The sequence below is a fragment of the Aster yellows witches'-broom phytoplasma AYWB genome, assembly GCF_000012225.1.
Lineage (GTDB): Bacteria > Bacillota_I > Bacilli_A > Acholeplasmatales > Acholeplasmataceae > Phytoplasma.
Genome location: NC_007716.1, coordinates 348776 through 371148, shown reverse-complemented (window position 1 = coordinate 371148; position 22373 = coordinate 348776). Strand labels below are relative to the sequence as shown.

Here is a 22373-nt window from a genome sequence, read left to right as displayed (position 1 = left end):
AATTAATCCATAGAGAAAGGAGGTAAATGATGAAATTAAAAACCAAAATTTATCTCAGTTTTTTAGGATTTCTTCTGTTGGGGTTAATTATTTTATTAATTATAGGACTTTATCAAACTAATCAAACACCCAACAAAATTGGAAAAGTAACTAATCATCCCCAACTGGATTCAACTAAACAACAAGAATTTGATTAACAAATCATTAACCAACAAACAAAAATCCAAAAACTCCAACAGCAAGATCAACAATTAAAAACTCAAATCGAAACGAAAACTCAAAATTACACTGATATCATCCAAAAAATAAAAAATAGCCAAGAAGAATTAAAAGACAATCCATCTTTATCCCTTGAGATCAAAACCCAAAAACAACAACAATTAACGGAACTGAAAAATCAACAACAAACTCAACAAACCTTAGTCAATAATTTAATCGAACAAAGAAAAGCTTTAAACCAAAATGAAAAAGAAAAACAAGAAGAATTAGCAAAATTAGCTGAAGAAAAAACCCAATTACAAACTCAAGAAAATCTCCAACAACAAATTTTTCAATTAAATCAAGCTCTTAATTATGTCGAAGCTAATCAAAAAAATATCGAAGAATTAAAAACTAAAAAAGAAACCCAAAAAAATCAAACCGAATTAAAAAATTTAAATGCTTTTAATCTTTTCTTAACAGGTCAAAAACTTTATTTTACCAAACAAAAAACTAATTTAACCACTCAATTAAATCTCTTAAAAGCTAATAAACCTTTAGCAAATATTAAGCATAAAGTTACTTTTAAAGACGTTTGTGGAATGGAAAATGAAAAAGAAGAATTAGAAGATTTATTAACTTATTTTCAAAACAATCAATCTTTGATTAACTTTGATAAAATACGTCCGAAAGGCTATCTTTTATATGGACCACCAGGAACAGGTAAAACTTTTTTTAATCAAAGCTTTATGTGGTGAGGCTAATGTTCACTTTATTAACTTAATTCCTGCTAAATTAGACCAAAAAATACATTGGCGAAGGCAAAGCTGCCTTAGAAAAAATCTGGCAAGAAGCCGAAGAAAATGATAAAACAATTATCTTTATTGACGAAATCGATGGTTTACCTAACCGTAGTGATAAAAATACTTCCTCAGTCAGTGCCAATATTGTCAACACTTTATTAGATAAACTTGATGGATTTCAACGTTCTGATAAAAAAATTGTCTTAATGGGCGCCACTAACAACCTTGATAAAATTGATAGTGCTTTAAGGAGTCGTTTTAGTAAAGAAATCTATGTGGGTAATTTAAAAGATAGCGAAATTGAAGGTTATTTAAAACATAACATTATCCCTTATCAAATTAGTTATCATACTTTTTTAGCTTTAAAAGATATCGCCCAACTATGTCAAGGCAAAAAATTATCAAATAGGGATTTAACCACAATCATTGAAGAAGCCTACAAAAAACCGCTAAATGGCAAACTAAAAATTCTTTAAATCACGCAGTTATGTTACCTTCCGATCTGGAAGAAGCCTTAAAACTTAAATTAAAAATTAACCCTGATTATCAACAAACCAAACAACGCCGCGAAGCTTGTGAAAATCAATATTATCAATGGAGTCAAGGAATTAATCAATATTTAGCTAAATCCAAAGATGAAACTAAGATAGAATGTCACTACACCTTTGATGGTTTAAACGGGATTAACTATTACCGTCAACAACATTCTCAAACTAAAACTGATTTAGAAAATACAACAAAAAAATTAACCCAAATCCACCAAGAAAACAAAATCCTGAAAAATACGAACAAACAATCAAAGACAAAAACCAAGAAATCATTGATATTAAAAATAAAATGCAAAGATTAAAAACTAGAGAAGAAAAACTAAGAAAAGAATTACACCTTTGTGAAAATCGTATAAGTACCCAACCCGAACCTTCCAACCTAGCTATCTTCATCAAAAACCGCCATCCTTTCGACCGATGGAATAAAGATGGCGATACTTATAATCATACTACTTTAGACGGTTTCGACAGTGCATCTTTTGACGCAAAAGCCGACAGCCAATTATATTCTTACATTAACTTCGAAAAAAAACAACACAAAGGCCCAGGTGATAACAAACTAATCCTTAAATACAAAGGCCCGAAACACTTCTTAGATGAAGACAAAGACTATTACCTTGGTGATGCTTTCGTTCACAATGAAAACTTCAAATTAACCCATTTCCACCTCCACTTCAATCCTATCCGTAAAACTTTATCCATCTTCAAAGATAAACATCATGTAAAACCTCAAAATAATAATTAAAAATAATTTCACCAACATTAAAAGACTCTAAATAGAGTCTTTTTTTATTTTAAAAAAACTTTTAAAACTAAAAGAAAGAGAGAAAAACTATGAATAAAAAAATAACAAAAAAAAAATACAAAAAAATCAACGGGAAAAATAATCATTACTAAAAGAAAACCGATAACCGAACCTCCTAAAATAGTTATCGAAACACAAACTAAAAAAGAAAATTGGTTTCTTAAAATCTTAAAATCAATTATAAAAATAATCTTGTTTTTATTACCATTTATCCTAATCGGAGGGGCAATTTATTGGACACTTTTCAAATTCTTCCCTGAAGTTTTAGACCAGATCAACGCTTTTACCAGTGATGCTGTGACTAAAACTAAATCGTTATACGATAAAACTACTCAACCAATTCGTAAAGTTATCGAATATATCTATTATAAATTAACAGGTAATGATAAAGATCCTAATCACATTCCTTCGCCACAAACGAAATTAGATATTATTTAGCGACTACTTTAAGTGTGATCGGCATTTGTTTAGGATTAGGCAAAATCGGTAATTGGTTAAAAAGTGGGAAGAAAAAAACCATTAAAAAAGGAACTAAAACTATCATTCAAAAAAAGCTACTTCTAAAATAGCGAATGTCGGTGGTAAAATCCTTAAAATTGGTAGTAAAGCTTTATTTTGAGTTTCTTTAGCTTCAACTGCTTACGAACTTTACCAATTTTATCACGAAGAAACGAAAACTCCTAATCCACCACAACAATTAACTAATAAAATAGAAAATCCCCCAACACCCATTTTACAAGCACCAAATACAACTATTATCGAAAATGAAGAATCAACTTTAACTAATAATAACGAAATTAAAGAAGAAACAATAAAAAAGAAACACAAGAAACTAACGACATCGTAGATACAACAATTAACGAAAGTATAACTGATAACCTTAACAATCCCTGATAATGGTTCAGTTAATAAACCAACAACTGAACCAAAACATCTCCAACAAGAACAACTCCAACAAACACCACCACTTGGTGAGGAAATAAAAGAAACTAACAAAGTAAACGAAACTCACCAACAAACTCCTGAAGAATTACTCAAAGCCAAAAACTTATTAGAAATTCACCTCCAACAAGCAAAAATAAATAGTCTTAATTTAGAAACCCAAAAAGCTATTTTAGAACATGATTTAAATCAAAAACAACAAGAACTAGAAATTAATAAAACTCTATCGGAACAAGAAAAACAAGAACTTCAAAAGGAAATCAATCACCAAACCGATAAAATCCGTTCTAAAGAAAAGGAAATCTTTACCCAAGATCAAAAGATTAATCAACTAGAAACTGATCTGCACCAAGAAAAAACTCTCAACACGGAAAAGACCCAACAAATTAATCAATTAATCGAACAAATTAACGAACAACATCAAAATATGGAAAATCTCCAAAACCAACTCCAAGAACAAAAATCCTTAATCGAAACTAAAAACCAGGAATTAATAACTAATCAAGCTCTATCCGCACAAGAAAAACAAACCCTCCAAGATGAAATTAACCAATTAAACACTGAATTTCAACAAAAAGAAAAGGAATATCAAACGATCATCACTCAAAAAGACCAAGAAATAAGTCAATTAAACCAAATCATTAACCAACAAGCTGAAGAAATAAACCGTTTAAGCGACGAATTAGAACAACAAATCGATAAATGGGTACAACAAGGCCTACATATTCAAGCCCTTGAAGGAACAATCAAAGCTTTAGAAAACGCTTCAGGTAAATATATCGAAGAAAACGCTGAACTCCGTCATGAAATAAATAAACTCAAAGAACAAATAAAAGACGAACAAAAAAAACCCATGAAGCAACTAAAAAAACTTTGAAAGATAATATGAATAAATTAACCGACAAAACAGCAGAATACAACCAAACCAAAGAAATCATAGACAAACAAAAAACCTGGAAAGGTTCAATCCAACCTTTTACTACAAAAATTAAAGACGACGTAAACAAAAAAATCGATAAAGTAACTTCTTGGTTTCGTAAATGGTTTTAAGGTTAATTAAAAAGTTAAATATGTTAAAATACCTATATATTGAAAATTCTTCCAAAGGAATTAATAAACATGATCAAAATTAAAAAAATAAGCAAATGGTTTTTATTAATAATTATTTTAATCGTGGCAGCTTTTATTGGGTTTATCATCTTAACTGAAACAGGAGTCATCAAACTCCCTAAAGACCCAATTCCTACCTTTCAAGAAACTAAATCTGCTATCTTCAAAGAATGGGAAAGAAACAGATAGTCGTGGCAGAACCATTCCTATGATTCAAATTAAATATACTTTCGATGGACTTAATGGCATCGGTTATTATCACCAACAATTACAGATTAATGAAACTCAAATCTCAAAATTAAAACAAAAAATCGATTAAGAAATTAAAGGTAAAAACAATCCCTTTAAAATTCTTGAATTAAAAAACGAACTCGAAAATATCGGTATGGCTACTTATGGTGAAATTTTCTTTGACAAGATTGATCATAAATATCTTAATGAAAATAAAATATCATCTGTTAATAACGATAATATATCATATCGTCTAAATACCCAACCCGAACCTTCCAACCTAGCTATCTTCATCAAAAACCGCCATCCTTTCGACCGATGGAATAAAGATGGCGATACTTATAATCATACTACTTTAGACGGTTTCGACAGTGCATCTTTTGACGCAAAAGCCGACAGCCAATTATATTCTTACATTAACTTCGAAAAAAAACAACACAAAGGCCCAGGTGGTAACTACTTAATCCTAAAATACAAAGGCCCTAAACATTTCTTACAAGAAGACAAAGACTATTACCTTGGTGATGCTTTCGTTCACAATGAAAACTTCAAATTAACCGATTTTCACCTCCACTTCAATCCTATCCGTAAAACTTTATCAATCTTTAAAGATAAACACAACTATGATAAAACCCAAGAAGCTGAAAATAATAAAAGAACCAGCACTGACTGGTGATAAAAATTTAACAAGTTCCAATATTTTAAAATATAAAGGAATAAAAACAAAAGGAAATTTAATTAATGATTAAATTAAAAAATCAATTTAAAATAATAAGTATTTATTTATTTGTTTTATTAGGATTTTTTTTAATTTTTAATACTAAATGTTTGCATGCTTTCCCTGGTATAGATTTAGACGCAAGAAAACATCAACTTGAAGAAGAAATAAATACTTTAATAATAGAATTAACTAACGTTTTTAATGATACTAATTTATAATCTCAAACACGTTTCAACAGAATTTCTTTAATTTCAAACAGAATAAATATTGTAGGAAATAATCTTCAAATGATAAATCAACAAATTTTTGCTCGAAACCAATAAAATCTAAAAATACAAATCAACCAAAATCAACCAAATAATCATAGAAGACGTTAAAATAATTTAAAGCATGTTTTATTTTTATTATAAATATCAAAAGGAGATTAATTAATGTTTAAATTAAAAAATCAATTTAGTAGAATAAATTTATTCTTTATTAGCTTAGGATTGTTGTTTTTGGTTAATCATCATCCATTGATGGCAATAGAAAATAAAAAAATATGCAATCTAAATATGAAAATTCATAATATTTGGATTCAAAAAAAAGAAGATATTGTTTCTCATGTTATAAATAAAAATATTGATCAAATATTTAGTTATTTAACTTTAGATTATCCTTGTTATAATAGCACCACTAATAATGAAAATGATCTTTGTTGGCGTATCAAAGAACCTCCTAATAATCTATTATTTGTTTTTTTTGATAGCGGAATTAGATCTAATGAAGATGAATTTTATTCTTTAGAAGATCTAAATGAAATGGGCAATGGAGCAAAAAATATGTATATTTTTTGGTTAACAAAAACATTATATCCACAAATTAAAACTCAAAAAGATATTATAAATAAAGAAATATTTTACCAATTAAAAATAAAATTGAAAAATATTGAAATAGAAAAATTAAATATTGAATTAAATTTATTTAAAGAAATAAAATTAAAATTAGAAAAAGAAATAAATAACCAAACAAATATTTATCTTAATACAAAAAAAATTATTCTAAATCTAGAAAATGATATAAACAATTTAGAAGAAATTAACAAAAAAAACCAAAATATTAATTTAGAAAATGAAAAATTAAAACAACAATTAAACTTAAACTATATAGAATTACAAAAAGAAAAAGAAAAATTTTTAAATCAACAAAATAATATAAATAAATTACAACAAGAATTAAATCAAAAAACAACTACTTATATGGGTATTTTTAATTCATTGTATAAAAAAATATTTTAATATTTAAAAAATTTAAAAGAATAAAAAAAATTATATTACAAAAAAAAGACTCTCTCTTATAGAGAGTTTTTTTATTTTAAAAGTTAAAAGAAAGGAACTATTAAATATGTTCATTAAAAAAATCTTATCATCTTTATCTAGCAACATCATTATCTTTATTTTTTTAATCCCTTTAATTTTTATTAATTATTTAATTAAATTCTATCTTTTTACCTATCGATTAAGCATCAAAAGATTAAAGCAAGGAATAGTGGTTCAATTTTATCAATATCTAACTACTACTAAAACTAATAATCATGTGGAACCTAATTAATACTTGGTTAACAAAATTAAATAATTGGTTTACTAATATCAGTAATCATTTCTTTAATCATCAAAATAAGTGGCTTAATTTAGCTTTATTAATCATTATCTTATTATTTTTACCTCATCTCTTATGTTTAAATAATAAGTTTCCATTTGATAAGGCAAAACATAACCAATTTCTTTAAATGTTTGTGTGATCATTTCAAAGTGATAAATTAAGATTTTTTTGGTACCACTTCTTTTTTTGATACATACTTCGATTATTTTTTGATTTTCATTGTCATTATAGTCTGAATATAGTTCTTCTAAGGTTGAATTATATATATTTATGGGTTTTTCTTTGTCTTTGGATAGTTTGGGTTGGAATTCAGACATCATTAAATTGATATTGAACAAGACGGACGCTTTTTTGTTTTAATAATAAAATGATATCCTTTGATTGTTTAATAAAAATGACGATATCTGAGTTAGTTTCGATTCCACCACTTCCTTTTAAAGCTGTTATTTCTGTATCTCTTGAAAATTGAGATAAAATGATAATAACAATGTTTAATTCAATGGCTATTTTAATTTAGTCATGATTTCATCAATGGATAGACGGTAATTTTCTAAGTGATTTGTGGTTTTGGTTATTTGAAGGCGGTCAATGACAATAATTTTTGCTTGTTTTTCTAAATTAAGGTGATAAACTAAATCAATTACATAATCAATATTTTTACTTTTTATCATAACTAAATGATAAATTTATGTTGGCAAAAAATTGTTTTGCTATTTTCATCATTTCTGTTTATTTGAGAGGTTTGATATTGGCATCTTCAAAAAATTTTTCTAAAATAACATCTAGAGGAATTTGAGTTTGGTGGGATAATAAACGATTTAAATTTTCTTCTAAGATCATTTCATAAGAAAATACCAAAATATGAGGATAATGAGAACTTTCTTTGTGTTTGGTTTTTGCTATATCTAAAAGAAGATTGTAGAAAAAAGTTGTTTTACCTAATCCAGTATACCCCCCAATAGTTATGATTTGACCTTTTTTAAATCCTTTTGTGGATTGGTTGAGTCCTTTTTAAAAGTTTCTGATAAACGGCAATATTCTTCTTGGCTTTTTTGTTTTGATTGTTGATCGGGTATCAAAAAATTCAGGATGCAAAGAGGCCATTTGGTTTAAAGTAAAGTGTGTGTTATCGTTTTTATGGTGAATTGGTTAGTCTTTTTTTGTTTCAAAGACTAAAAAAAATAATTTCATATCTTTTTTTAATTTTTACTAATATTTTTTGTTATAATTAACAAAGAAATTATATTTTAATAAATATATATAAGCTAATATTAAATATAAAGGTATTAAAATGAAAAATAATAAAAATCAATTTATTAAAGTCCGCGGGGCTCGTCAAAATAATTTAAAAAATATTAATATTGATATTCCTAAAAATAAATTAGTTATTATAACAGGATTATCAGGTTCTGGAAAATCTTCTTTAGCTTTCGATACTTTATATCAAGAAGGAAAAAGAAGGTATGTAGAATCGTTAAGTGCTTATGCTAGACAATTTTTAGGTAGTTTTGAAAAACCTAATGTAGATAGTATTGAAGGTTTGAGCCCTTCTATTAGCGTTGACCAAAAAACAACTTCTAATAATCCTCGTTCTACTGTGGGAACTATTACAGAAATATATGATTATTTAAGATTAATTTATGCCAATATTGCATTTCCTTTTCATCCTGAAAAAAATATTGTTTTAGAAAAACAAACCATCGAACAAATGATTAATAAAACTAATCAAACTTTTCCCAAACAACTAGTCTTAATCCTTGCTCCTATAATTGAAAGAAAAAAAGGAACCCATCAAAAAACCTTAGAAGCTCTTGCCAAAGATGGTTTTAATAGAGTAATAATTAATGATATTATTTATTTAATGGACGATATTCCTTCTTTAACAAAAAATCAATATCATAATATTTATGTAGTAATTGATCGTTTTGAAGTTAATTCAGATAATCAAACTCGTCTTTTTGAAGCCTTAGAGCAAGCTCTAAATTTAGCTCAAGGAAAAGTTTTTATTATGGATTATAAAAGTAAAAATAGTAATGATAGTAATAAGGATGATAATAAAAATAAAAAATGTCAAATATTAAAACTAAATTGCAATTATCATTTAGAAGGTATTAATTTTGATATTCCTTTACGTGAATCAAGACTTTTTTCATTTAATACTCCTTTAGGAGCTTGCCAAATTTGTAAAGGGATTGGAAAAACAGCAGAAATTGATTGTGATATGATTCTAGATTATGAAAAACCATTAAATAAAGATGCCATTTTAATTTTTAAAAGCAATAATGAATATAATAATTTCGCTAGCAAAGAACAAGAATTAAAAGCTGTATGCAATCATTATCAAATTGATATGACTGTTCCTTTAAAAAAAATAGATCCCCAAAAACTAAATATTATTCTTTATGGTTCACCTGACCAAATACCTTTAACTCCTCCTTTGTGTTTTTCTCGTTTTTCCAAAAATACCACCACCAAAACTCTTAAATGTGATTTTTTTGAAGGTATAGCTTCTATGCTTAAAAGACGTTTTGAAGAAACAACAAGCGAATGGCTCAAAAAATGGCTTTCTAATTATATGATGGAAAAAAAATGCAAAAAATGTCAAGGACAAAGACTTAATCAAGGGGCTTTACTTTTTAAAATCAATAACAAAAATATTTATGAAATAACTGATTTATCAATTGAACAAACCCTTGCTTTTTTCCAAAATTTAGAATTGTCAAAAAAAGATACAAAAATTATTAATTTAGCCCTCAAAGAAGTTATTAATCGTCTTACTTTTTTAAAAGAAATTGGGTTAGGATACCTTTCTTTATCGCGTAGTGTAACAACTCTTTCGGGAGGAGAATCACAAAGAATTAGGTTAGCTACTCAAATTGGCTCCCAACTTTCAGGAGTGCTTTATGTCCTTGATGAACCTTCAATTGGATTGCACCAAAAAGACAACGATCTTTTAATTAAATCACTTAAAAAAATGCGAGATTTAGGTAATTCTTTAATTGTAGTAGAACACGATCATGATACAATGCTTGCTTCCGATTATTTAATTGATATTGGCCCTCAAGCAGGTATTTTTGGAGGAAAAGTACAAGCTTTTGGAACGCCCCAAGAAGTAATGAAAAACAAAAATAGTCTTACAGGAAAATATTTATCCAAAAAAATCCAAATTAAAGTTCCCAAAATTAGAAGAAAAGGTAATAAAGATCATATTTTAGTAACCAAAGCTTCCAAAAATAATCTTAAATCAATTAATGTTTGCTTTCCTATGCAACAATTAATTGTAGTTACAGGCGTTTCTGGTTCGGGAAAATCTACTTTAGTAAATGATGTTTTGCTTGATTGCTTACAAAAAAAATACAGCAAAAAAAATAAAAACCAACAAAAAGATTTTAGTCATTTAGTTAATGATTTTAACAAAGTCAAAAAAATAGTTGAAATTTCACAAGACCCAATTGGTAAAACTCCTCGCAGCAATCCCCTTACTTATACTGGTGTTTTTGATGAAATTAGAGAACTTTACTCCAAAACCAAAGAAGCCCAAATGAAAGGTTATCAAAAAGGGCGTTTTTCTTTTAACGTTAAAGGCGGTAGATGTGAGGTTTGTAGTGGAGATGGAGTCAAAAAAATATCTATGCATTTTTTACCAGATGTCTATGTTATGTGCGAAGCTTGTAAAGGAACTCGTTATCAAAAAGAAACTTTAAGTATCAAATACAAAGATAAAAATATTGCAGATATTCTTGCTATGAGTGTTGAAGAAGGTGTTTTATTTTTCCAAAATCATCCTAAAATTAAACATCAATTAGAAATTTTACAAAATGTAGGGCTTGGTTATATTAAATTAGGACAGTCCTCACCAACTTTATCTGGAGGAGAAGCCCAACGAGTTAAATTAGCAAGCGAACTACACAAAAAAGTTATTCCAGGTGCTTTGTATATTTTAGATGAACCTACCACAGGACTTCATTCAGAAGATGTTAGACAATTACTTAAAGTTCTACATCAAATGACAGATAAAAAAGCTACTATTGTTGTAATTGAACATAATTTAGATGTAATTAAAAACGCTGATTATATAATTGATTTAGGTCCTGAAGGAGGAGCTTGTGGTGGATATGTAGTTGCAACAGGAACCCCAGAACAAGTAAGTCAAAATGAAAAAAGTTATACTGGTAAATATTTAAAGAAGATTCTTGATGAAAAAAAATAAATCCAAAAATGCAAACAAATTTTTAATTTAGATAAAGCAATTTTAAAAAAAATTCACAAATCTTAAAAACTTTATGGCCATCAAAAAATTGCAAAATGGGTAAAAGCAAAAAACCACTTTTAACTCACACCAACAAAACAATTTTAGGAAATGTTTTAGCATTCTACAAAAAAAATATTTTAAATCGCAACACATCAAAAAACCATTTAATCAGAAAGCAAAAATTACTAATAATTCCAAGAAATATTTAGTTATTATGGTATAATAAATAGTAGGAAGGGAAAAGTAATTTACACAATTACAAAGTTTATAAATGACAATTATTTTTCTACCACAAAATATTTATAAAAAAGGTTAAATGAATTAAAAAAGCTAAAAAAATAATCTGAATAAACCCATTAACCCAAAAAACAATGAATAATAATTTAATTGGAATTCGCTTATATAATTAATATATAAATACAAAAACTAATAATTATTTGTAACTATTTGCAACACCCAAAAACAATATTTTTTAGTTTTTATTAATGCTTCATAATCAAAATAAAAAACACCCTAAAACATAAAACAAATCCCAAAAAAACACAAAGGAAAAGGTATTAAAAATGAAAATTAAAAAAATCAACAATCAAAAAGTACAATATTTTTTTAAAGTTTCTTCAAAGGAATTAGAAACCCAACTGTCTAGCGCTTATGAAAAAATTAAATCAAAAGTAGAAATTAAAGGTTTTAGAAAAGGGCACGTTCCAAGAAAAATTTTTGAAAATCATTTCGGCAAAAACAATTTATACTCTGATGCATTAGAAAATATCGTACAAACTAAATATCAAGAAATCCTACAAAAAAAAGATTTTGAAAGCATGGGAATGCCTCAAGTAATTGATTTAAACGAAAAAAAACTTAAAGACAATCAAAATTTTACTTTTGGATTGGAATTTATCGTTAAACCCAAAGTTATTTTAAAAAAATATTTAGGGTTAGAAATTACAAAAGACGAACTCGAAGTAAAAGATTGCGAAGTGGAAGAAAAAATAAATTCCTTATTAGAAAAACAAGCAACTTTGGAATCCAAAACCCAAAACAATTCTTTAGAATTAACAGACACTGCTGTTTTTGATTTTGAAGGTTTTGTTGATGAAAAACCTTTTGAAGGCGGCACTGCCAAAAATTTTAGTTTAAAAATTGGCTCTGGTCAATTTTTACCTGGTTTTGAAGACCAAATGTTAGGGATGAAACAAGGACAAAACAAAGACATTAATATAACTTTCCCAAGCGATTACCACCAAAAAAAACTAGCTAATAAAAAAGTTATTTTTAAAGTAACTCTACACCAAATCAAAACTAAAAAAATACCTCAATTAACAGACAATTTGGTAAAATTACTTAAACTCGCCAATGTTTCAACCGTAGAAGAATTAAAAAACAATACTAAAAAAACTCTTTTAGATCAAAAAAAACACAAAGAAAAAGAAAACATTAAAAAACAAGTAATAGAACAATTAGTTAAAAATTCCGAATTACAAATTCCTCAGGAAATTATTTCCCAAGAAAAAACTCACCTCCAAAAAGAATTTGAAAAACAATTAAAACAACAAAATTTAACTTTGGAACAATACAAACAATATTTAGGTATTGGTGATGAAAAAATGGAAAAAGAATTCAACCAACAAGCACAAAAAAACCTCCAATACCGACTTATTATAGAACAAGTTGCCTTTCAAGAAAAATTAACTATTTCCAAAGAAAAAATCGAACAACAATACAAAAACTTAAGTAACCATTACAAAGTTCCAGTTAATCAAATCAAACAAAACCTTCCTGAAAAAAACTTACAACATTCTCTTTTGATGGATGAAGCCTTAGACCTTGTTATTAATAAAGCTGTTGTTGTTACTAAATAAAATAATTTATCAAACCACCAAAAAAATTCATTCCACAATTTAAAAATAAAAAAGTTAAAAAAATATCGAAAGGATGAAAATATATGAAAACCAAAAGCAAAAAATTAAAATCAGATCTTTCTATTGGCGAATTTGAAGATATTTTTCAAGAAATTCCTGAACAACTCCCAGTTGTAGTTATAAGCGAAATAATGCCTATTCCAAATGTTGATTTTCGTATCGAAGTATCAGACAATTCTTATTTAAAAGCTTTAAAAGAGTCAGAAACTAACGCAAATTCTTTCGTTATTCTTTTAACTCAAAAAGGTTTATCACACAACAAACCAAAACTAACTAACCTTCAACGTTACGGTGTATTGGCACAAATAATTACCAAAGTAAAAATCCCTCATGGCGATTTTAAAGTGAGATTTCGTATTTTACAAAGAGTAAAAATTGATAAATTTTTGCAAAAAGAACCTTTTTTAAAAGTCTCATACGAAAAAGTCAAAACCGTTTATGGAAGCATCGAAGAAGAAAAAGCCTTAATTAAGTTAGTTATAGAAAAAATTATGGACAAACCTTTTCAATTGCTTGTTCAAAACACCAATAATTTTTTAGATATCATCAAAACAGAACCAGAAACAGAAAATATCACTGATATCATTATCTTTAATTTAAAAATTGATGATTTAGATAAATACAAATATCTTAAAGAATCTCACCTTAATAAAAGAATTTTTTACATTCTTCAAGACATCCAAAGTTTACTTATAGGACTCGATTTAGAACAAAAAATCAATGAAAAAGTAAAACAAAGTATTGATGAAAACCAAAAAGAATTTTATTTAAGAGAAAAAATGAAAGCAATTCAACTAGAATTAGGGGACAAAGCCAAAAAAGAAGAAGAAATTGCAGAATTACGCGATAAAATAAAAAAAACTCCTTTACCTCCTGAAATCAAAAAAAAAGCTTTACAAGAATTATCACGTTATCAAACATCATCTTTAATGGCAGAATCTTTTGTAATTAAAAATTATCTTGATTTTTTACTGGAATTACCTTGGGGCAAAACCAGCCAAGATGAAAATGATTTAGTTGCCATTGAAAAATCCTTAAACAACCAGCATTACGGACTTCAAAAAGTCAAAGAACGTATTTTAGAATATGCAGCAGTCAAAATAATGACTAAGAAAAACCCTCAAAATATTTTATGTCTTGTAGGACCTCCAGGAGTGGGGAAAACCTCACTTGCCTCTTCTATTGCCAAAGCTTTAGGACGCCAATTTGTCAGACAATCTTTAGGTGGTTTAAAGGAAGAGTCAGAAATTAGAGGTCACAGAAGAACTTATATTGGAGCTATGCCAGGTCGCATTCTTGCAGGCATTAGGGACGCCAAAACAGTTAATCCTGTCTTTTTATTAGACGAAATTGACAAACTAGTAACCAATTATAACTTTGATCCTGCATCAGCTTTATTAGAAGTACTTGACCCACAACAAAATATTAATTTTATGGATCATTTTTTATCCGAACCATTTGATTTATCCCAAGTATTGTTTATTGCTACTGCCAATTATCTTGATAACGTTCCAGAAGCTTTAAAAGACCGTATGGAAATTATCGAAGTAAGCTCTTACACTGAAAAAGACAAAATTAACATAGCTTCCAAATATCTTTTAAAAAAACAACTTAAAAACCATGGAATCACTGACACAAATTTAGTTATTGATAATGATACTATCCTTTATTTAATTAGACATTACACCAAAGAAGCAGGAGTAAGAGAGTTGGATAGAATCCTCGCAGAACTAGCTAGAAAAACAGTTAAAGAATGTTTAATTAAAAAAAAAGAACAAGTAATTATTACTACTAAAAACGTTACTAAATACTTAGGTAAAGAAAAATACCTAAATCTTTTAGATGAACAAAAAGAAAAAATAGGTTCTACTAACGGGCTTGCCTATACTTATTTTGGAGGCGATTTACTTCCAGTAGAGGTTACTTATTATAAAGGTAAAGGACAATTAGTCCTTACAGGTAAATTAGGAGAAGTCCTCAAAGAAAGCGCTTATACTGCTTTAAGTTTCATCAAAGCTAACTGTCAAAATTTAGGAATAGATGCCAATATTTTTGCAGAAAACGACTTTCACATTCATCTTCCAGAAGCAGCTATTCCTAAAGACGGTCCTTCAGCTGGAATTACTATTGCTACTTCCCTTGTATCTGCAATTACCCAAAAATATATTAAAAAAGGTTTAGGAATGACAGGAGAAATTACTTTACGAGGAAATATTTTAGCTATTGGAGGTTTAAAAGAAAAAGCTATTGCTGCTAATCGTAGCGGTCTTGACACTATTTTTATTCCTCAAGAAAATTTAAAAGATATTGAAGATATTCCTGAAGAAGTAAGAAATAAATTAAATATTATTCCTGTATCAAATATTTCTGATGTTTTTTCACAAGTGTTTGTTGTTTAATTATTTATATAAAAAACACCATCTTTAAGATGGTGTTTTTTATATAAATAATTAAAAGGTTTTGAAAACTTAAATTATTATTTTAATATTTATTTTTTCGATAAGAATTCTAAAAGAATACAAAGAAAATTACTTTCCTCCAATATTTAAATCCCCCACAAAAACACTAGAACTACCAAATCCTGAAGTTTGAAATTCAAAATCATTAGCAATAGTTTCTATATTTTTAAGAATATCAAAAAAATTACCAGAAACAACAATCATTTTAACAGGAGTTGTAACTTTTCCTTTTTCAATTCTAAAACCACTAGCTTGTAGACTAAAATCTCCACTAACAGTTTGAATTCCTGCATGCATCCCTACTAAATCAGTAATATAAATACCATTTTGAATAGATTTAATCATTTCTGCAAAATTTTTTGTGCCAGGAACCAAATAACAATTAATCATAGAAGTGCTACCACCAAAACTGTTTCCAGTCGGGGCTTGTTTAAAAATACGAGCAGTTTTTAAGTTATGAATAAATCCTTGAAAAACTCCTTTAGTAATAATTGGTTTGGTTTGGCAAGCTACTCCCTCATCATCAAATTTTTCTTTAAAATAAGCCCCATCGTTTAAAGGATCTTCAATAATGCTAACTTTTTCAGAAGCAATTAAACAATTAACTTTATCTTTTAATTTAGTTAAGTTACGATAAGCACTTGTTCCAGTAAAAATATCGCTGAAACTTTCCAAAAGGTCTGCAAACATTTCATTAGAAAAAACAACTGGATATTTTTGAGATACCAAAGATTTAGATCCTAATTTTTTTTCGCCCATCTCAACAATTTCGTTACCTAATTTAACAGGATTAAAGGTTACAAAATCTTTAGCTAAAACACTTTTGCCATAAATTTCAACTTCACCTTCTTTTTGAAAAACCGCAGAAGCATATAAATAAGCATAGCTGTTTTTGTGCGATAAATTGAGTCCTTTGGAATTTAACAATGTTTTTTTATAACAAACTTCTTGATAAACAATGCCGTTAGTAGCTTGAAAATAGGAGCTTTGCAACATTATTTTTTCTAACTGCAACAACAAATTTTGTTTTTGTTCTAATGGAACTTTTCCAAAATCAAAGTTATTTTCCAATACTTCAGGATAACTGGAAGACCCTTCAAAAATAAGAGCAGGTTCTTTGGAAGTAATTGTTTGGCAATTTTCTTTGAGGGTTGTAAAAGCATTATCAAAAGCGCTGTCAGTTAAATGTTCTAAAGCAATAGAAGTTTTTTTGTTGACAAAAATACCCCTTATAACTGCAGAAGCGACATCGCTCCAAACACAAGCATCTATTTTGCCTTTTTCCAAAGATAGTTTAAAAGTTTGGGTTTCATGAATTGCAATTTCTAATGCTTCAAAACCTTGTTGCATTCCTTTTTCTAACCACTTTTGATAATTGTTAGTAGTAGGGTTTGTGTGGATGGTTTGGTTTTGTTGTTTTGTTGTTTTTGTTAAATCGTTTATCATTTTTGATTTCCTCCTACAATCATTTCTTTTACTCTAATAGTTGGCTGTCCTACATCAACTGGTAGAGAACCAGAACAAGAACCACACATTCCTTGACCTAAAACTAAATCATTGGCAACACGGTCAATTTTAAATAAAATATCTGATCCATGACCAACCAACATTGCTCCTTTAACATGGGTTGTTAATTTACCATTTTCGATTAAATAGCCTTCGTTAACTACAAAATTAAATTCGCCAGTAGCAGGTACAACTGTGCCACCACCTAGACTTTTGGCATAAAGACCGTAAGGAGTATCTGCAATAATTTGTTCGGGCGTTTCTGTGCCTTTTTCGATGTAAGTAGAACTCATGCGTGAAGTAGGAGAGTATTTATAAGATTGTCTGCGAGAAGAACCGTTCGATTGCATCTTCATTTTGCGTCCGTTTCTAAAATCAATTAAATAATCTTTAAGGATGCCTTTTTCAATTAAAAGTTTTTTTTGGGTGGGGTTGCCCTCATCATCAAAATTAATACTTCCCCAAGCTCCCGGAATAGTTCCATCATCATAAGCAGTTACAACTTCGGAAGCAACTTTTTGATTTAATTTGTCACAAAAAGGAGAAAGACCTTTAGCAACTGCAGTAGCTTCAAGGGGGTGTCCGCAAGCCTCATGGAAAATAACACCTCCAAAACCATTATTAATTATAATTGGCATAGTTTGAGGTTTTAAAGATTTAGCATCCAACAAATCAACTGCTTGTTTCGCTACTTGTTTGGCAATTGTTTCTAAATCAATTAAATCCAAGAATTCCAATCCCATTGCGCGTCCAGGAGATTCAAAGGCTTCTTGCATTTCTTGTCCTCTTTGTGCCACTCCTACAAGTCCACATCTAATATAACTACGTGTGTCATTTTGATAAACGCCTAAAGTATTAGCAATTAAAACATGTTGTTCTTTTTGGCTTAAAGAGGTTATGGATTGAATAATTTGAGGATCATAATTTTGAATAATAGCCGATAATTTAAGTAATTTTTGGGCTTTTTGTTCTTGAGTCATACTGTTATAATGTTTTTGGATAGTATTTTTTAGAGGTTTTTCGGTTTGCAAGGCAATGACTTTATTTGCTTTTCCTTGAAAAGTTTTTTTTAATTTTAAAAGCAAGGATAAAACATTTTGATAATCAGTTTTATTAGTGTAGCCATAAACTTCATCAAAGCCTTTTAATAATCGAATGCCTACTCCAAAAGTATTATAAGTATCAGCAGAAACTACATCTTTGCCAATTACTTTAAGAGTGTGAGAATAAGTATTTTCAAAAAATAATTCTGCAAAATCAGCTCCTTCATCTAAAGATAAATTTAGAATTTTTTGAATATCTTCTTTATTTAACATCAAATAATATTCTCCTTTATATTGTTTGCAAATCTCTTTTATTTTATCATTTTTTTAAGATTTTTAAGCATATTATATAAAAATTTCCCAAATGATATTTATTATTATTATTTTAATTTGTTTGTTTTTATAAAAAATATATTATAATAAAAACACAATAAGGGGGAGCATATAAAAGCATGAAACATTTAAATAAGCATTTTTTAATTCATTTATTCTGTTTCATCATTAAATATTAACTTTAAAAAAACTGTATATAATATAAATATTTATTTTTTAAATCATTATTAATATTATAAAAAGAAAAGATGCAAGTAAATATTTGGAATCAAATTTATTATTTTTAAACCAGAATTAGTTAAACAAGTAGGAAGTCAAATATATTTTTGGAAAACTCAAATGAAAAATAATTTTTAATTTCTTTTTCTTTTTAGTGATTTTGTTATATTCGGGGATTTATTACATTTCATATAGATAGCATTTTAAAAAAAACCATATTAAATACCCTTAATAAAAAAATTCTTATTATAGTAGAAATATTTTTTTGAATATGTTCGCTTTTATCTCTTCCATTTGTTTTTTATTCGTTTTGTTAAAGGGTGTATATAGTAATGAAAGGAAGAACATTTAGTCAATTAATTTTTTAAGTAAAATATATTGAAAACCCACAAATAGCTCCCAATGGTAAAAATAACCAATCCAAAAAAAAAAAAAATACAAATACCCCAAAAAAAGAACAAAAATAAATGAAAACAATTAAATAAAACAAAAACTCCTTATATATTAAAAGGAGTTTTTTAAATATTCTTTTATATCTTTGAAACAAATAATTATTTAGTAGCAAGAATAGCAAGAAAGGCTTTTTGAGGTAATTGCACTTTTCCTAATGTTTTCATTTTCTTTTTGCCTTTTTTCTGCTTCTCTAATAATTTCTTTTTACGCGTAACATCGCCTCCATAAAGTTTAGCTGTTACATCTTTGCGCATAGCTTTGATAGTTTGTCTGGCAATAATTTTTTTTCCTAAAGCTGCTTGAATAGGGATTTCAAACATTTGTTTAGGAATAAACTCTTTTAAAGTCTCACAAATAGCCTTTCCTCTTTCATAGGCAAAATCATGATGAACAATTAAAGATAGAGCATCAACAATTTCTCCATTTAATAAAATATCCATTTTTTGTAATTTAGAAACACGATATTTATCTATTTCATAATCAAAAGAAGCATAGCCTTTGGTTAATGATTTTAACTTATCAAAATAACTATAAATAATTTCTGAAAAAGGTAGTAAATAATTAATCATTACTCTTTGACTATCGATATATTCAATATTTTGAAGGGCTCCTCTTTTGTTTTGGGAAAGCTTCATTACTTTACCAATATAGATTTCAGGACACATAATAGTAGCTTTAATAAAGGGTTCTTCAATGCGATCAATCATTTGAGTGGATGGTAGTTTGGAGGGATTATCAACTAAAAATTTTTCTCCTTTGGTAGAATAAACATGATAAATAACAGAAGGAGCAGTAGCAATTACTTCTACTCCAAATTCACGACTAATTCTTTCTTGAATAATTTCCATATGCAAAAGTCCTAAAAAACCAGTTCTAAAACCAAGTCCCAAAGCATTAGAACTTTCAGGCTCAAAAATTAAGGAAGAATCATTGAGTTTTAGTTTTTCCAAAGCTTCTTTGAGAATGTCATATTTATTAGTTTCGACAGGATAAAGTCCACAAAAAACTACTGAATTCATTTGTTTGTATCCCAATAAAGGAAGCAAAGCTTGATTGGTTTGCGAAGTAATGGTGTCTCCAACTCTTACATGATTAATACTTTTAATAGCAGCAGTAATATATCCTACATCACCTGGTGCCAAAAAATCTTTTACAATTTGTTTAGGATTATAAACTCCTACTTCAACTACTTCATAAACACTATTACTTGCCATAAAACGAATTTGATCGCCTTTTTTAACTGTGCCATTGACGATTCTAATGGAAGGCACAACTCCTTTATAAGAATCAAAATAAGAATCAAAAATTAAGGCTTGTAAAGGTTTTTGAATGTCTCCTTGAGGAGGTGATATTCTAGTTACTATTTGTTCTAAAATATCAATGACTCCAAGCCCTGTTTTTCCACTTGCAATTAAGGCTTTTTCGGGGTCAAGTCCCAAAGTTTCTTTAATTTCTTCTTTAACTTTGGGCACATCTGCGCTTGGCAAGTCAACTTTATTCAAAACAGGAATAAGGGTTAAATTGTTTTCAACAGCTAAATAAACGTTAGCAAGAGTTTGGGCTTGAATGCCTTGGGAAGCATCAATAATTAAAAGAGCACCTTCACAAGCTGCCAAAGAACGTGACACTTCATAACTAAAATCAACGTGTCCCGGTGTGTCAATCAAATGCATAATGTAATTTTTGCCATCTTTGGACTGGTAGTTAATTTCTACGGCATTTAATTTAATAGTAATTCCGCGCTCGCGTTCTAAATCCATAGAATCCAAAATTTGTTCTTTCATTATTCTTTTGTCAATCGTGCCTGTAAATTCTAAAATACGGTCGGCTAGAGTTGATTTGCCGTGGTCAATGTGGGCGATAATGGAAAAATTGCGGATGCATTTTTGCCTTTCTTTTAATTGTTCTATATTCATTTTTGTTTGTTTCCTTTATAATTTGGCTGGTTTTAGTTAGTTTTTAAGGTGGTTTTATTCTTTCTTAAGTTTTTTAAAATAACAATTATAAATCATTGCAAAGCCAAATTATTTAATATCTAATTCAAAAGTTATTATAACAAAAAAAAAGGTTCTAGGTGCAAAATTAGTTTTTTTGTAATTTTAAAGTTATTAAAATTATAAACTATGGTTAAAATTCAATTAAATCAAAATTTTATTTTGGCTCAAAAATTATAAAATAAGAATAAATAAGTAGCAAAAAGGACCAACTTAAAGTTGATCTTAATTTGTTTTTTTAATTTGAAAATATGGCAAGTTTGAAAGTTTTTGAAAAGTATTGGAACTAACTAAATATTTTATTTTTTGGTTTCTTTGAGATTTTTTGAAGGTGAATTTGGGATGAATTTATCTATAAATTCTTCGGTAAGCATTAAGGAATTTTGAGGACTTCTAGGTTTATTAAATGTAGGATGGTATTTTTCCTTGCCTGGTTTAAATAAATGATATTTTTTGTAAATGTTAGTCATTTTTGGGGTTCTCCAAAAAAAATAAATATTTTGGCTTTCATTTTTCATTTGTAAAATATCATCTAAAGTGTATTTGTTCCAATCACCAACATCAAAGTTATCAAAAGGAGATTCAAAATAAATCCCTACTAAATCCAAAGGAGGAGTTTTGATTCCCGTCATAACGCTATATAAAAAAACGCCTGAAAGATCTTGTCCATTAAATGAAGGGAAACAAGCTATCCAACCATCATATTGAGGTTGTATTTTGCAGATCATTTGATGCATTAAAGTAGGTTTTAAATTTTCCATATAAACATGGGTTTCAGAATTTTTAAGAGTGCCATCTTGCATAAATTCACTATCAGGTAATATAAAATGATAATGTTTTTTGCCATTTACTGTTTGAATATAAAGAGGTAGTGTGTCTTTTTCTTCAATGATTTGTTTGGGGTTTTTAATTTGGGGTTGAATTTGTTTTGTTTCTTGTGATTTTGATTTTTCCAAATTAGAAGTTTTGACCAAATTTTGTTGATTGGGGTTTTGATTTTGGTTATTAGTTAATTGTATTTTTTCTGATGGTTTACAGATTGAATGTCTTTTTTGTAAACTTAATATTAATAATAATAATAATATTAGTATTATTGATGAAATAAAACATAAAAAAGACACTAATTTATTTTTTTGGTTAAATAATTTAATATTCAAAAGATTTGTTTCCTTAATAAAAAATAAAATAATAGGGTT

16 protein-coding genes and 2 pseudogenes are annotated in these 22373 nt (G+C 27.9%); 12 read left to right on the top strand and 6 right to left on the bottom strand.

The genetic code is table 11. The features are described from left to right. The first annotated feature begins 29 nt into the window (after positions 1 to 29). Together AYWB_RS04535 and AYWB_RS04530 are read left to right on the top strand one after the other, a co-directional pair. Positions 30 to 2294: pseudogene (locus tag AYWB_RS04535) on the top strand (AAA family ATPase). A gap of 252 nt (positions 2295 to 2546) precedes the next feature. Beyond that, on the top strand, positions 2547 to 2792 hold the full coding sequence (locus tag AYWB_RS04530) for a hypothetical protein (RefSeq protein ID WP_011412627.1): 246 nt from the start codon (positions 2547 to 2549) through the stop codon (positions 2790 to 2792). A 222-nt stretch (positions 2793 to 3014) separates the two neighbouring features. Here AYWB_RS04530 and AYWB_RS04525 read toward each other — a convergent pair whose 3' ends face one another. After that, positions 3015 to 3350, bottom strand: coding sequence for a hypothetical protein (locus AYWB_RS04525; RefSeq protein WP_011412626.1), 336 nt, complete (start codon positions 3348 to 3350; stop codon positions 3015 to 3017). A 373-nt stretch (positions 3351 to 3723) separates the two neighbouring features. On the opposite strand from AYWB_RS04525, the gene AYWB_RS01670 reads away from it, so the two are divergent. From AYWB_RS01670 to AYWB_RS01645, 7 genes are all read left to right on the top strand, one after another. Next, complete coding sequence (locus AYWB_RS01670) at positions 3724 to 4173, top strand: hypothetical protein (protein ID WP_011412625.1); 450 nt, start codon at positions 3724 to 3726, stop codon at positions 4171 to 4173. Positions 4174 to 4181: 8 nt separating this feature from the next. Next, on the top strand, positions 4182 to 4346 hold the full coding sequence (locus AYWB_RS04280; RefSeq protein ID WP_238374400.1) for a hypothetical protein: 165 nt from the start codon (positions 4182 to 4184) through the stop codon (positions 4344 to 4346). A 69-nt stretch (positions 4347 to 4415) separates the two neighbouring features. After that, positions 4416 to 4595, top strand: coding sequence for a hypothetical protein (locus AYWB_RS01665; RefSeq protein ID WP_041639843.1), 180 nt, complete (start codon positions 4416 to 4418; stop codon positions 4593 to 4595). A 196-nt stretch (positions 4596 to 4791) separates the two neighbouring features. Continuing rightward, positions 4792 to 5313, top strand: coding sequence for a hypothetical protein (locus AYWB_RS01660; RefSeq protein WP_011412622.1), 522 nt, complete (start codon positions 4792 to 4794; stop codon positions 5311 to 5313). A 65-nt stretch (positions 5314 to 5378) separates the two neighbouring features. Then, a complete protein-coding gene (locus AYWB_RS01655) occupies positions 5379 to 5576 on the top strand; it encodes an SVM family protein (RefSeq protein WP_011412621.1) in 198 nt (65 codons plus the stop codon). Between the two features lie 213 nt (positions 5577 to 5789). Then, complete coding sequence (locus AYWB_RS01650; protein ID WP_011412620.1) at positions 5790 to 6635, top strand: SVM family protein; 846 nt, start codon at positions 5790 to 5792, stop codon at positions 6633 to 6635. Between the two features lie 106 nt (positions 6636 to 6741). After that, positions 6742 to 6948 carry a hypothetical protein gene (locus AYWB_RS01645; protein ID WP_041639841.1) on the top strand — a complete coding sequence of 69 codons (207 nt, stop codon included), beginning with the start codon at positions 6742 to 6744 and terminating at the stop codon, positions 6946 to 6948. A 95-nt stretch (positions 6949 to 7043) separates the two neighbouring features. On the opposite strand, the pseudogene AYWB_RS04275 reads toward AYWB_RS01645, so the two are convergent. Continuing rightward, positions 7044 to 8145: pseudogene (locus AYWB_RS04275) on the bottom strand (DnaB-like helicase C-terminal domain-containing protein); the annotation flags it as partial. 145 nt (positions 8146 to 8290) lie between these two features. On the opposite strand from AYWB_RS04275, the gene uvrA reads away from it, so the two are divergent. From uvrA to lon, 3 genes are all read left to right on the top strand, one after another. After that, positions 8291 to 11209 carry an excinuclease ABC subunit UvrA gene (gene uvrA, locus AYWB_RS01635; RefSeq protein ID WP_011412617.1) on the top strand — a complete coding sequence of 973 codons (2919 nt, stop codon included), beginning with the start codon at positions 8291 to 8293 and terminating at the stop codon, positions 11207 to 11209. Between the two features lie 605 nt (positions 11210 to 11814). Then, positions 11815 to 13110: a trigger factor gene (gene tig / locus AYWB_RS01630; protein ID WP_011412615.1), complete on the top strand. Its 1296-nt coding sequence runs from the start codon at positions 11815 to 11817 to the stop codon at positions 13108 to 13110. A gap of 83 nt (positions 13111 to 13193) precedes the next feature. Beyond that, complete coding sequence (gene lon, locus AYWB_RS01625; protein ID WP_011412614.1) at positions 13194 to 15569, top strand: endopeptidase La; 2376 nt, start codon at positions 13194 to 13196, stop codon at positions 15567 to 15569. A gap of 129 nt (positions 15570 to 15698) precedes the next feature. Here the strand turns inward: lon and AYWB_RS01620 are convergent, their stop codons facing one another. The 4 genes from AYWB_RS01620 to AYWB_RS01605 form a co-directional block, all read right to left on the bottom strand. After that, the gene (locus AYWB_RS01620; protein ID WP_011412613.1) at positions 15699 to 17075 is read right to left on the bottom strand and encodes a TldD/PmbA family protein; all 1377 of its coding nucleotides are present in this window, start codon (positions 17073 to 17075) and stop codon (positions 15699 to 15701) included. Next, positions 17072 to 18451, bottom strand: a complete 1380-nt coding sequence (locus AYWB_RS01615; RefSeq protein ID WP_041639838.1) for a TldD/PmbA family protein — start codon at positions 18449 to 18451, stop codon at positions 17072 to 17074. The genes AYWB_RS01620 and AYWB_RS01615 overlap by 4 nt, the downstream gene beginning before the upstream one ends. 830 nt (positions 18452 to 19281) lie before the next feature. Further along, positions 19282 to 21099: a translation elongation factor 4 gene (lepA, locus tag AYWB_RS01610; RefSeq protein ID WP_011412611.1), complete on the bottom strand. Its 1818-nt coding sequence runs from the start codon at positions 21097 to 21099 to the stop codon at positions 19282 to 19284. A 377-nt stretch (positions 21100 to 21476) separates the two neighbouring features. Continuing rightward, the gene (locus AYWB_RS01605; protein ID WP_011412610.1) at positions 21477 to 22334 is read right to left on the bottom strand and encodes a hypothetical protein; all 858 of its coding nucleotides are present in this window, start codon (positions 22332 to 22334) and stop codon (positions 21477 to 21479) included. Positions 22335 to 22373: the final 39 nt, after the last annotated feature.